The 12,760-nt window shown below is 44.0% G+C and carries 13 protein-coding genes; 11 read left to right on the forward strand and 2 right to left on the reverse strand.

The window, feature by feature from the left end; translation table 11 throughout:
• Positions 1-22: 22 nt before the first annotated feature.
• Positions 23-157: a YqzM family protein gene (locus UJ203_RS02665; RefSeq protein ID WP_010335005.1), complete on the reverse strand. Its 135-nt coding sequence runs from the start codon at positions 155-157 to the stop codon at positions 23-25.
• A 40-nt stretch (positions 158-197) separates the two neighbouring features.
• Between UJ203_RS02665 and UJ203_RS02670 the strand changes: the two genes are divergently transcribed.
• Together UJ203_RS02670 and holA are read left to right on the forward strand one after the other, a co-directional pair.
• Positions 198-347 (forward strand): hypothetical protein, encoded by a 150-nt coding sequence (locus UJ203_RS02670; RefSeq protein ID WP_125825438.1) that lies wholly within the window; start codon positions 198-200, stop codon positions 345-347.
• A 39-nt stretch (positions 348-386) separates the two neighbouring features.
• On the forward strand, positions 387-1,430 hold the full coding sequence (holA, locus tag UJ203_RS02675) for a DNA polymerase III subunit delta (RefSeq protein WP_305934813.1): 1,044 nt from the start codon (positions 387-389) through the stop codon (positions 1,428-1,430).
• A gap of 14 nt (positions 1,431-1,444) precedes the next feature.
• Here the strand turns inward: holA and rpsT are convergent, their stop codons facing one another.
• On the reverse strand, positions 1,445-1,711 hold the full coding sequence (gene rpsT / locus UJ203_RS02680; RefSeq protein WP_010335003.1) for a 30S ribosomal protein S20: 267 nt from the start codon (positions 1,709-1,711) through the stop codon (positions 1,445-1,447).
• A 203-nt stretch (positions 1,712-1,914) separates the two neighbouring features.
• Between rpsT and gpr the strand changes: the two genes are divergently transcribed.
• From gpr to dnaJ, 9 genes are all read left to right on the forward strand, one after another.
• Positions 1,915-3,021, forward strand: a complete 1,107-nt coding sequence (gpr, locus tag UJ203_RS02685; RefSeq protein WP_044154490.1) for a GPR endopeptidase — start codon at positions 1,915-1,917, stop codon at positions 3,019-3,021.
• Between the two features lie 62 nt (positions 3,022-3,083).
• On the forward strand, positions 3,084-4,289 hold the full coding sequence (gene spoIIP / locus UJ203_RS02690; protein WP_305934812.1) for a spore autolysin SpoIIP: 1,206 nt from the start codon (positions 3,084-3,086) through the stop codon (positions 4,287-4,289).
• A gap of 16 nt (positions 4,290-4,305) precedes the next feature.
• On the forward strand, positions 4,306-4,644 hold the full coding sequence (locus tag UJ203_RS02695) for a YqxA family protein (RefSeq protein ID WP_044154492.1): 339 nt from the start codon (positions 4,306-4,308) through the stop codon (positions 4,642-4,644).
• A gap of 133 nt (positions 4,645-4,777) precedes the next feature.
• Positions 4,778-6,613 carry a translation elongation factor 4 gene (lepA, locus tag UJ203_RS02700; protein WP_044154493.1) on the forward strand — a complete coding sequence of 612 codons (1,836 nt, stop codon included), beginning with the start codon at positions 4,778-4,780 and terminating at the stop codon, positions 6,611-6,613.
• A 55-nt stretch (positions 6,614-6,668) separates the two neighbouring features.
• Complete coding sequence (gene hemW, locus UJ203_RS02705) at positions 6,669-7,808, forward strand: radical SAM family heme chaperone HemW (protein ID WP_322008549.1); 1,140 nt, start codon at positions 6,669-6,671, stop codon at positions 7,806-7,808.
• A gap of 80 nt (positions 7,809-7,888) precedes the next feature.
• Positions 7,889-8,920 carry a heat-inducible transcriptional repressor HrcA gene (gene hrcA / locus UJ203_RS02710; protein ID WP_024122104.1) on the forward strand — a complete coding sequence of 344 codons (1,032 nt, stop codon included), beginning with the start codon at positions 7,889-7,891 and terminating at the stop codon, positions 8,918-8,920.
• Positions 8,921-8,992: 72 nt separating this feature from the next.
• On the forward strand, positions 8,993-9,556 hold the full coding sequence (gene grpE / locus UJ203_RS02715) for a nucleotide exchange factor GrpE (protein WP_024122103.1): 564 nt from the start codon (positions 8,993-8,995) through the stop codon (positions 9,554-9,556).
• 23 nt (positions 9,557-9,579) lie between these two features.
• A complete protein-coding gene (gene dnaK, locus UJ203_RS02720; RefSeq protein ID WP_305934810.1) occupies positions 9,580-11,415 on the forward strand; it encodes a molecular chaperone DnaK in 1,836 nt (611 codons plus the stop codon).
• Positions 11,416-11,611: 196 nt separating this feature from the next.
• On the forward strand, positions 11,612-12,739 hold the full coding sequence (dnaJ, locus tag UJ203_RS02725; protein WP_024122101.1) for a molecular chaperone DnaJ: 1,128 nt from the start codon (positions 11,612-11,614) through the stop codon (positions 12,737-12,739).
• The last annotated feature ends 21 nt before the right edge of the window (positions 12,740-12,760 follow it).

Below are 12,760 nucleotides of genomic sequence, written 5' to 3' on the forward strand. Positions count from 1 at the left end.
ATCAGCAGCCCGGGCAGTCGTGTTATGAACCAACCAGGTGAATAACCGTTGCCATGACAAACAATAAGGCGAAAAATCCGAAGGACACAACAAAACCAACCGCTGAATCTACAGCATCATTTCGTTTGCTTTGAACGTTTTTTTCAAAATCATTCAATTTCATCCCCCCTGACTGACTTAAGTATAATGGAATCGTTTTGAAAAATCTAGAAGCTAAGGTAACGTTTTCTGTTCTGGTGATTATCGCCTTTTTACAAGCTGTCCCGGGGGCTTGCGAACAGGCGTTTAATATAAATGGGGAAGCAGCTGTCAGGCTTCCTCTTTACTATTTTGCAAACACAATTTAGGATAGAAGGGGATGATGAAAGAGAGGAAGTCGTACAACAATGGTATTTGATGTGTGGAAAAGCCTGAAAAAAGGAGAAGTCCATCCGGTTTATTGTTTATACGGAAAAGAGACGTATCTGCTCCAAGAAACCGTCAGCAGGATCAGACAGACGGTGATTGATCAAGAGACAAAAGATTTCAACCTGTCTGTTTTTGATTTGGAAGAAGACCCGCTGGATCAGGCGATTGCCGACGCTGAAACGTTCCCGTTTATGGGGGAGCGGCGCCTTGTCATTGTGAAAAATCCATATTTTTTAACGGGTGAGAAAAAGAAAGAAAAAGTTGAGCACAACATCAGCGCGCTTGAATCGTATATACAATCACCGGCACCATATACGGTCTTTGTTCTGCTTGCGCCTTATGAAAAACTGGATGAGCGGAAAAAACTGACCAAAGCGCTAAAAAAGCAGGCGTTCATGATGGAGGCAAAGGAATTAAACGCGAAGGAAACGACAGACTTTACGATCAATCTGGCGAGAACCGAGCAGAAAACGATCGGCACCGAGGCGGCAGAGCATTTGGTTTTGCTTGTAAACGGGCATCTGTCATCTCTTTTTCAGGAGATTCAGAAACTCTGCACGTTTATTGGAGACCGTGAAGAAATTAAGCTGGATGATGTGAAAATGCTTGTGGCGAGAAGCCTGGAACAAAATATCTTTGAACTGATTAATAAAATCGTCAATCGGAAACGAACTGAGAGTCTGCAAATTTTTTATGATTTGCTCAAACAAAATGAAGAACCGATCAAAATTATGGCTCTTATATCGAACCAGTTCCGGCTGATCCTGCAGACGAAATATTTCGCGGAACAAGGGTACGGCCAAAAACAGATTGCCTCTAATTTAAAGGTGCATCCATTCCGGGTAAAGCTGGCGATGGATCAAGCGAGGCTTTTTTCAGAAGCCGAGCTCCGGTCTATTATTGAACAGCTTGCCGTTATGGACTATGAGATGAAAACCGGGAAAAAGGACAAGCAGCTTTTACTAGAGCTTTTTCTCTTGCAGCTGTTAAAAAGAAATGAAAAAAACGATCCTCATAATTGAGGATCGTTTTTGTTTTATGCAGAAAGTCCGTTCACTTTTTTCGCTAGTCTTGATTTGTATCGAGCTGCGGCATTTTTGTGTACAAGACCTGTTTTCACTGCTTTATCAATACGTTTAGCTGCTTCAGTAAGAGCAGTTTTCGCTTTGTCAGCTTCGTTGTTTGCAACAGAAGCTTCAACTTGTTTGATTGCAGTACGCATAGCAGATTTGATTGTCGCGTTATGAGCGCGGCGTTCGTTATTAGTTTTTGTACGTTTAATCGCTGATTTAATGTTTGGCATGTGTTTCACCTCCTAAGATACAACCTGTAGCACAGTGTCTTAAGGTTAAATCTTCTTCACAATAGAACAAATTGTATTCTATCAAACACACCTTTAGATTGCAATATAAATGTAAAGTATTTTTCATTGAAGGAATGCTTTTAAGCATGATTCATTTTATAAATGGAAACAATATGGATACTGAATATCGAAGGAGGCCCTGTATGAAAAAGAGTGAGCTGGATGTAAATCAGTATTTGGTACGTACGGATTTAGCGGTTGAAACAAAGGAAGCCATGGCTAATCAGCAGGCTGTGCCTGCAAAAGAGATAAAAGGTTTTATCGAAAAAGAACGCGATCATGGCGGAATAAAAATCCGCACTGTTGATATCACGAAGGAAGGCGCTGAGCTTTCAGGAAAAAAAGAAGGACGTTATTTAACGATTGAGGCCCAAGGGATCAGAGAAAATGACTCGGAAATGCAAGAGAAAGTCTCTGCTGTATTTGCGGAAGAATTCTCAGCCTTTCTGGAAAGCCTTAAGATCTCAAAGGATGCGAGCTGTTTAATTGTCGGCCTCGGCAACTGGAACGTGACACCTGATGCGCTCGGTCCAATGGCTGTAGAAAATCTATTGGTGACAAGACATTTATTTAAACTCCAGCCTGAAAATGTGCAGGAGGGCTACAGGCCTGTCAGCGCATTTGCTCCTGGTGTTATGGGAATTACAGGTATCGAAACAAGCGACATTATTAAAGGGGTAATCGAACAGTCAAAACCTGATTTTGTGATTGCCATTGATGCACTTGCGGCACGTGCGGTAGAAAGGGTCAACACAACCATTCAAATATCAGATACAGGAATTCACCCGGGGTCAGGCGTCGGAAATAAACGTAAAGACTTGAGCAAGGACACCCTGGGCGTACCTGTCATTGCAATCGGTGTACCGACGGTCGTTGACGCGGTAACAATTGCCAGCGATACGGTTGACTACATATTAAAGCATTTTGGCAGAGAAATGAGAGATGACAGTCCGTCGAGATCGCTTGTTCCGGCGGGGATGACGTTTGGGAAAAAGAAAGTGCTTACTGAAGAGGATCTTCCCGACCCAAAACAGCGTCAATCGTTTCTCGGCATTGTCGGGACTCTTGAAGAAAACGAAAAGCGGCAGCTCATTCATGAGGTGCTGGCGCCTCTGGGCCATAATTTGATGGTCACGCCGAAGGAAGTCGATTCATTTATTGACGATATGGCAAATGTGCTGGCAAACGGATTAAATACAGCGCTTCATGAAAAGGTGTCTCAAGAAAACAAAGGCTCCTATAATCACTAAACGGTTCTACTTCCTCTAGCTTGTTCATAGAGTAATTACTAGACAAGCGCTGGAGGGATTCAATGAGAAATAAACGCAGAAACAGACAAATTGTTGTTGCGGTGAATGGCGGGAAAGCGATAAAGGCGATCTTTCTATTTATCGCAAGCCTAGTAGTGATTTTTGTTTTATCTGGTGTGCTGACGTCTCTCCGGCCGGAACTCAGGCCTTCGTCTGACTCTTTTTACGGGATTGCCGACGAACTGCCGGGTGACGTATTTGCACACTTGCTGCGGATGGAAAACCATTATTTCGCTTCTGACCTTTCTCAAACCGACAGCTCATTTCATCTATCACGTCTTTCTTTAAAGCTGGCGACAAGTATTAATCTCGAAGATCCGCGAAGTTTTCTTGGACGCGAGCTGCCTGGGTTTGCGCAATTTGACACAGAAATTCTTTTAGCGGGACAGGGCACCGATTATACAAACATGCCGTCGGAATCCCCGCCGCCTTCAAAGGTGATGCAGGAAGAAAGAGAAGCGAATTTGGCGGAGATTGAAAAACAGCAGACGCAAACAGACAATACGCAAAAAGACCCGCCAAAACAAACAACCGGCGATAAGAAGGTTGTCTTTATCTATCACACGCATAATACGGAATCTTATCTCCCGCTATTAAAAGGTGAAACCGACCCCGATATGGCGCGTCATTCTAAAGCTAACGTCACCCTCGTGGGGGACATGTTCGGAAAAGCGCTGCAATCTCAAGGTATCGGAGCCACAGTTAACAAAACGGATATACAGGCAAAACTGAGCAAAAAAGGTTTGAATTATGCCAGATCCTACGATGAATCAAGGCCGGTCGTACAGGAAGCCCTTGCGTCAAACAAAAATCTGCAATATATCATTGACATCCATAGAGACTCCAGGCGCAAGAAAAATACGACGGCAACCATTAAAGGGAAAAGCTATGCCCGGGTGGCGTTTGTGGTCGGCAAAAAAAGCAAGAATTTCGAAGAAAACTACAAAATTGCAAGTGAGCTTCACAATCTGATGGAGAAAAAATACCCGGGACTCAGCACAGGGGTCTTTTCTAAAGGCTCACCAGGCGATAACGGAGTTTACAACCAAGACTTAAACGACAGAGCGCTTTTGCTTGAATTCGGCGGAGTGGATAACAATCTCGAAGAGCTGCAGCGGGCGGCTGACGCAACCGCTGACGTATTCAGCGAAATGTACTGGGATGCTGAAAAGGTTAATGCTGAAAGCGGCGAGACGAAAAAACAATAAGAAATAGGTGGTCGAGTTGATTGCATATCTTGGCAAATGCTTGCTTCTTGTGACGATGATGTTTATAGGCGTCCTGTTCGGCATGCAGCAGGCGAATAACGGCATGCTGAGCATGAAAGGCTATCATGATCCTTCACTGAAAGGCGCGTTTACGCTCACAGACGGAGAAAATAATGAAAAAGAAGCGACCGTTTTAGGGGAAACAGTAACCTCGAAAGATTTAGAAGAGAAACAAAAAGAGCTGGAACAGGTGGAAACCTTTAACGTTTTCTCTAAAGCCGGAAAAACGCTTTCTGACACAGTGACCAACACAGCCCAATCGATGTATGAATGGGTACGGGATATGAGAAAATAAGTGCTTGAAAGAGAAAAGCAGCCCCAGTATGAGAGGGAACTTTTCTCTTTCTTGTTTTACATTGAATCTTTACAATCCTATTGATATAATCTAAGCTAGTGTATTTTGCGTTTAATAGTAGGAGTGATAGATTGTGACAGATAAAGAAAAACGTTTAGAGAGGCAGTCGAGAATTCGGAATTTCTCCATCATCGCCCATATTGACCACGGAAAATCGACCTTAGCGGATCGTATTTTAGAAAAAACGTCGGCAATCACTCAACGAGAAATGAAAGAACAATTGCTTGATTCTATGGATCTTGAACGCGAACGGGGCATCACCATTAAATTAAACTCTGTTCAGCTTAAATACAAAGCGAAAGACGGAGAGGAATATATTTTCCACCTGATTGACACACCGGGACACGTCGATTTCACATATGAAGTATCCCGAAGCCTTGCTGCCTGCGAAGGTGCGATACTTGTCGTGGATGCGGCGCAAGGAATTGAAGCGCAGACGCTTGCGAACGTTTACTTGGCGCTTGATAATGACCTTGAAATTCTTCCAGTCATTAATAAAATCGATCTGCCAAGCGCAGAGCCGGAACGAGTTCGCCAAGAGGTGGAGGATGTCATCGGCCTTGACGCATCGGAAGCCGTGCTCGCTTCAGCAAAAGCCGGGATCGGGATTGAGGAGATATTAGAGCAGATCGTGGAAAAGGTGCCTGCTCCGACCGGAGATCCAGAAGCGCCGCTTAAAGCGCTGATCTTCGACTCGCTTTATGACGCTTACCGCGGTGTCGTGGCTTATATAAGAGTTGTTGAAGGAACGGTAAAGCCGGGGCAAAAAATCAAAATGATGGCAACCGGCAAAGAGTTTGAAGTGACAGAAGTCGGTGTGTTCACGCCGAAAGCAACTCCGACAGATGAACTGACCGTCGGTGATGTAGGCTTTTTAACTGCTGCGATCAAAAATGTCGGTGACACACGCGTCGGTGACACGATAACAAGCGCGGCCAATCAGGCTGCCGAAGCATTGCCTGGGTATCGCAAGCTGAACCCGATGGTGTATTGCGGTTTGTATCCGATCGATACGGCCAAATACAACGATTTAAGGGAAGCTCTTGAAAAGCTTGAGCTGAATGACTCATCGCTTCAATATGAAGCAGAGACATCCCAAGCGCTCGGATTCGGTTTCCGCTGCGGATTTTTAGGTATGCTTCACATGGAAATCATCCAGGAGCGGATTGAGCGTGAGTTTAAAATCGATCTGATCACAACGGCACCGAGTGTTATCTACGACGTGTATATGACAGACGGCGAAAAGGTTGTAGTCGACAACCCGTCCAACATGCCTGACCCACAAAAGATCGAAAGAATCGAGGAGCCGTATGTAAAAGCGACAATGATGGTGCCGAACGATTATGTCGGTGCGGTGATGGAGCTTTGCCAAGGAAAACGAGGCAATTTTATCGACATGCAATATTTAGACGCAAATCGTGTCAGCATTGTCTATGACATGCCTTTAGCGGAAATCGTCTATGAGTTTTTTGATCAGCTGAAATCAAGCACAAAAGGCTACGCGTCCTTTGATTACGAACTGATCGGCTACAAACCGTCTAAACTTGTCAAGATGGACATTATGCTGAACGGAGAAAAAATCGACGCCCTTTCATTTATAGTGCATCGCGATTACGCGTACGAACGCGGAAAAGTAATTGTAGAAAAACTGAAAGAGCTTATTCCGCGCCAGCACTTTGAAGTACCGATTCAAGCGGCGATCGGCCAGAAAATCGTGGCCCGCTCTACCATTAAAGCGATGCGTAAAAACGTATTGGCTAAATGTTACGGCGGAGACATCTCGCGGAAACGGAAGCTTCTTGAAAAACAAAAAGAAGGAAAACGCCGAATGAAGCAGGTCGGCTCAGTTGAAGTGCCGCAAGAAGCATTTATGGCGGTCCTGAAAATGGACGACAGTCCGAAAAAATAATAGAAGCCGCCGCAGTCCTGTACTGCGGCTTCTTTCTGTAAAGAAGGTGAATACATTGAAATCAGCTTATATCCATATTCCATTTTGTGAGCATATTTGCCACTACTGCGATTTCAATAAATATTTTATTCAAAGCCAGCCCGTCGGCGAGTATTTAAACGCACTCGAGAAGGAAATGATAAATACGATAGAAAAAACGGGGCAGCCTGATTTGGATACGATTTTTATCGGAGGAGGCACGCCGACATCCCTCTCAGAGGACCAGCTCAAAAAATTGATGGACATGGTCAGCCGTGTACTGAAGCCTTCAGACACTTTAAAGGAATTCGCTGTTGAGGCGAACCCGGACGACCTATCGGCAGAAAAACTGAAAATACTCAAGGAATCGGGCGTTAATCGTTTAAGCTTCGGTGTGCAAACATTCGAAGATGACCTTCTAGAAAAAATCGGACGGGTGCATAAACAAAAAGACGTATTTACATCTTTTGAACGTGCAAGGGAAATTGGTTTTGATAATATCAGTCTCGATTTGATGTTCGGTCTTCCCGGACAAACGCTTAAACATCTGGATCATTCTTTAAAAACTGCTTTATCCCTGAACGCAGAGCATTATTCCGTTTACTCTCTCATTGTAGAACCGAAAACGGTATTTTATAATTTGATGCAAAAAGGGCGGCTTCATCTGCCGGCGCAGGAACAGGAAGCCGAAATGTACGAAACGGTGATGAGCCGGATGGAAGCTGCCGGTATTCATCAATATGAAATCAGCAATTTTGCAAAACAAGGCATGGAATCTAAGCACAATCTGACGTACTGGAGCAACGAGGAATATTTCGGTTTCGGAGCAGGTGCCCACGGGTATATCGGCGGAATTCGAACGGTAAACGTCGGACCTGTTAAACATTACATTGACCTGATAGCTGAAAAAGGTTTTCCTTATCGCGATACACATGAAGTGACGATGGAAGAACAAATTGAAGAAGAGATGTTTTTGGGATTAAGAAAAACATCCGGAGTCAGCAAAAAACGGTTTGAAGAGAAATACGGTCGTTCTCTTGATAAACTTTTTCCCGGCGTTTTAAAAGAGCTTTCTGAAAAGGGACTGATTCTTAACACAGAATCTGCCGTTTGTTTGACTCATCAGGGAAAATTATTGGGTAATGAAGTTTTTGGCGCTTTTTTGGGTGAGTTATAATTGACATTTTTCTTGTGGTTTGATACTTTTGTTATAGATTTAGCACTCGCTTGTTGAGAGTGCTAACAGAGGTGATGATGATGTTAACAAATCGTCAGCTGCTGATCCTTCAGGTCATAATCAACGATTTTATTAAATCGGCGCAGCCGGTCGGATCTAGAACTCTTTCGAAAAAAGATGAAATCACATTTAGCTCTGCAACAATAAGAAACGAGATGGCTGACTTGGAGGAACTGGGCTTTATTGAGAAAACCCACTCTTCCTCAGGACGTGTTCCGTCGGAAAAAGGGTACCGGTATTATGTGGATCATTTGCTGTCGCCCGTCAAACTGACAAAAACCGACCTAGACCAAATCCACTCGATCTTCAAAGAAAAAATATTCGAGCTGGAAAAGACAGTTCAAAAATCAGCAAAAATTTTGTCCGATCTTACGAATTATACGTCTATCGTACTCGGGCCGAAGTTGAGCGAGAATTATCTTAAACAGATTCAAATCATACCGATTCAGCCTGATAAAGCGGTAGCCATTCTCGTTACCAATACGGGGCATGTTGAAAATAAAACGATTAATTTTCCAACCAAAATGGATCTGTCTGATATTGAAAAGCTGGTAAATATACTGAACGACCGTTTAACCGGTGTTCCGATGGATGAACTGAATGAACGCATTTTTAAAGAAGTTGTCATGTACTTAAGGCAGCACATTAAGAACTACGACAACATCCTTGAAGCGCTGCGGTCAACATTTCATTCGACAAGTCACGTTGAAAAATTGTTTTTCGGCGGGAAAATCAATATGCTGAACCAGCCCGAGTTCCATGATATCGGCAGGGTGCGGTCGCTGCTTTCTCTAATCGAAAAGGAGCAGGACGTCTTGAAGCTCGTCCAATCTTCAGATACAGGCATTTCGATTAAAATCGGAAAAGAAAATGACTATGAAGAGATGGAAAACTGCAGCCTGATTACAGCCTCTTATTCAGTAGATAAGAAGCAAATAGGCTCAATTGCGATCATCGGACCAACCCGCATGAATTATTCACGGGTCGTCAGTCTGCTTCAGCATGTGACTTCAGACTTGTCAAAAGCATTAACAAGTTTGTATGATGAGTAAGGGAAATTTGGCAAATTTTATCGAAGGGCATCACCCGCCCTTCTCCTTACACTTTTGAGGGAGGTGAACACAATGTCAGAAGAAAAACAAACCGCGGAACAAAACGAAACAGAAGAGCAAGAAGTAATTGAAGAACAAGCTGCCGCTGAAGAACAGCAGGAAGAAACAAACGAAAGCGAACTTCTTCAAAATCAAATTAACGAATTGCAAGGTTTGCTTGAGGAAAAGGAAAACAAACTTTTGCGTGTTCAAGCAGACTTTGAAAACTATAAACGACGCAGCCGCTTAGAAATGGAAGCGTCACAGAAATACCGTTCTCAAAACATCGTTACTGAATTGCTGCCGGCTCTTGACAGCTTTGAAAGAGCGCTTCAGGTTGAAGCCGACAATGAACAGACGAAAAGTTTGCTCCAAGGAATGGAAATGGTCCACCGCCAGCTCGTAGAAGCCTTGAATAAAGAAGGCGTAGAAGCAATCGAAGCTGTAGGACAGGAATTTGATCCGAACCTTCACCAAGCCGTTATGCAGGCTGAAGATGAAAACTACGGCTCCAACATTGTCGTTGAGGAAATGCAAAAAGGCTACAAGCTGAAGGATCGCGTCATTCGCCCTTCCATGGTAAAAGTGAATCAATAATTACATAGCAGGAGGTTATTCAAGTGAGTAAAGTTATCGGAATCGACTTAGGTACAACAAACTCATGTGTGGCAGTGCTTGAAGGCGGCGAGCCTAAAGTTATTGCTAACGCTGAAGGAAACCGCACAACTCCATCAGTTGTCGCATTCAAAAACGGCGAACGCCAAGTAGGGGAAGTGGCTAAACGCCAATCTATCACAAACCCTAACACAATTATGTCTGTCAAACGCCATATGGGTACAGATTACAAAGTTGAAATTGAAGGAAAAGATTACACTCCTCAAGAAGTGTCTGCTATCATCCTTCAACACCTTAAATCATACGCTGAAAGCTATCTTGGCGAAACAGTATCAAAAGCAGTTATCACAGTTCCTGCATACTTTAACGATGCTGAGCGTCAAGCGACAAAAGACGCTGGTAAAATCGCAGGTCTTGAAGTAGAACGTATCATCAACGAGCCGACTGCAGCAGCGCTTGCATACGGACTTGATAAAACAGATGAAGATCAAACGATCCTAGTATACGACCTTGGCGGCGGTACATTCGACGTTTCCATCCTTGAACTTGGCGACGGTGTATTCGAAGTTCGTTCAACTGCCGGTGACAACCGTCTGGGCGGAGACGATTTTGACCAAGTCATCATCGATCATCTTGTGTCTGAATTCAAAAAAGAAAACGGCATTGATCTGTCAAAAGACAAGATGGCGCTTCAGCGTTTGAAAGACGCAGCTGAGAAAGCGAAAAAAGATCTTTCCGGCGTATCTTCTACGCAAATTTCTTTACCGTTTATCACAGCTGGAGAAGCAGGACCGCTTCACCTTGAACTTACATTAACTCGCGCTAAATTCGAAGAGCTTTCTGCTCATTTAGTAGAGCGCACAATGGGCCCTGTCCGTCAAGCGCTTCAAGATGCAGGACTTTCTGCAAGCGAAATCGACAAAGTCATCCTTGTCGGCGGATCAACTCGTATTCCTGCCGTACAAGAAGCAATCAAAAAAGAAACTGGAAAAGAAGCGCATAAAGGCGTAAACCCGGATGAAGTTGTAGCGCTTGGCGCTGCGATTCAGGGCGGCGTTATCACTGGTGACGTAAAAGACGTTGTTCTTCTTGACGTTACACCGCTTTCTCTCGGTATTGAAACAATGGGCGGCGTGTTCACAAAACTGATCGACCGCAACACAACAATTCCGACGAGCAAATCACAAGTGTTCTCAACTGCTGCTGATAACCAAACAGCTGTTGATATCCATGTTCTTCAAGGTGAGCGCCCAATGTCTGCCGACAACAAAACACTCGGCCGCTTCCAGCTTACTGATATCCCGCCAGCACCGCGCGGCGTGCCTCAAATCGAAGTTTCTTTCGATATTGACAAAAACGGTATCGTAAATGTAAGAGCAAAAGACTTAGGCACAGGAAAAGAACAAAACATCACAATCAAATCTTCTTCAGGTCTTTCTGATGATGAGATCGAACGCATGGTAAAAGAAGCGGAAGAAAATGCTGACGCTGATGCGAAGAAAAAAGAAGAAATCGAAGTCCGCAACGAAGCAGATCAGCTTGTTTTCCAAACTGAGAAAACATTAAAAGATCTTGAAGGCAAAGTGGACGAAGAACAAGTGAAAAAAGCCAACGATGCCAAAGACGCATTAAAAGCAGCGATTGAGAAAAACGAATTTGAAGAGATCAAAGCGAAAAAAGATGAGCTTCAAGCAATCGTTCAAGAGCTTTCTATGAAGCTTTATGAAGAAGCTGCTAAAGCACAGCAAGCTCAAGAAGGAGCAAACGCTGAAGGCAAAGCTGATGACAACGTTGTCGACGCTGAATACGAAGAAGTAAACGACGACCAAAACAAAAAATAAGTTTCTTTCTGAGTCAGCCCGCTTTTGGGCTGGCCGAAAAGAACATATTTCATAATCTGATTCAATGGTTAGAAAGTCAAAGTCAGGCATCTCTTGGCTTTGACTTTTTTTCTTGCCCGGGATAAAAGGAATTGAAAAATCATAATTCAAAATGATACAATCTAATTTATGTGAGAAATTCGGGAGAGTGAAGTAGATGAGTAAGCGTGATTACTATGAAGTGCTGGGTGTAAGTAAGAGCGCTTCAAAGGATGAAATAAAAAAGGCTTATCGAAAGCTGTCAAAAAAATATCATCCTGACATTAACAAAGAAGCCGGATCAGATGAAAAGTTTAAAGAAGTCAAAGAAGCATACGAAACGCTGTCTGATGACCAAAAACGGTCTCATTACGACCAATTTGGCCATACTGATCCTAACCAAGGCTTCGGCGGCGGCGGTTTTGGCGGCGGCGACTTCGGCGGTTTTGGTTTCGATGATATTTTTTCAAGTATTTTCGGCGGCGGCACTAGACGAAGAGATCCGAATGCACCGCGCCAAGGGGCGGATCTGCAATATACGATGACTTTGTCATTTGAGGATGCCGTTTTCGGAAAAGAAACGACCATCGAGATTCCGCGTGAGGAAACATGCGATACATGTAAAGGCTCAGGGGCGAAACCTGGTACAAATCCGGAAACGTGCTCACACTGCGGAGGCTCCGGTCAGCTAAATGTGGAGCAAAACACGCCGTTTGGTAAAGTTGTCAACAGACGAGTCTGCCACCACTGCGAAGGTACAGGTAAAATCATTAAAAACAAATGTGCGGATTGCGGCGGCAAAGGAAAAATCAAAAAACGCAAAAAAATCAACGTCACAATTCCTGCCGGTGTAGATGACGGGCAGCAGCTGCGTCTTTCAGGTCAGGGTGAACCAGGCGTAAACGGCGGCCCTGCCGGGGATTTATTTGTCGTATTCCACGTGCGCGCCCACGAATTCTTTGAGCGCGACGGAGATGATATTTACTGTGAAATGCCGTTAACGTTTGCCCAAGCCGCGCTTGGAGATGAAGTGGAAGTTCCGACGCTTCACGGGAAAGTGAAATTGAAAATCCCTGCCGGTACACAAACAGGAACAAAATTCAGATTAAGAGGCAAAGGCGTTCAAAATGTCAGAGGCTATGGACAGGGTGACCAGCATATCGTCGTCCGCGTTGTCACTCCGACAAACTTGACAGATAAACAAAAAGATATTATCCGCGAATTTGCCGAAGTCAGCGGAAATCTGCCTGATGAACAGGAAATGAGTTTCTTTGATAAGGTAAAACGCGCGTTTAAAGGCGATTAATTATTGGATGAGGAGTTGGTA

It is taken from the genome of Bacillus sp. V26, from assembly GCF_034296245.1.
GTDB classification, from domain to species: Bacteria; Bacillota; Bacilli; order Bacillales; family Bacillaceae; genus Bacillus; species Bacillus halotolerans.

Coding starts and splice junctions, on each gene's coding strand:
- spoIIP (WP_305934812.1), top strand. CDS start 3,084: ATGAGAAATAAACGCAGAAACAGACAAATTGTTGTTGCGGTGAATGGC.
- holA (WP_305934813.1), top strand. CDS start 387: ATGGTATTTGATGTGTGGAAAAGCCTGAAAAAAGGAGAAGTCCATCCG.
- dnaJ (WP_024122101.1), top strand. CDS start 11,612: ATGAGTAAGCGTGATTACTATGAAGTGCTGGGTGTAAGTAAGAGCGCT.
- rpsT (WP_010335003.1), bottom strand. CDS start 1,711: ATGCCAAACATTAAATCAGCGATTAAACGTACAAAAACTAATAACGAA.
- hrcA (WP_024122104.1), top strand. CDS start 7,889: ATGTTAACAAATCGTCAGCTGCTGATCCTTCAGGTCATAATCAACGAT.
- gpr (WP_044154490.1), top strand. CDS start 1,915: ATGAAAAAGAGTGAGCTGGATGTAAATCAGTATTTGGTACGTACGGAT.
- grpE (WP_024122103.1), top strand. CDS start 8,993: ATGTCAGAAGAAAAACAAACCGCGGAACAAAACGAAACAGAAGAGCAA.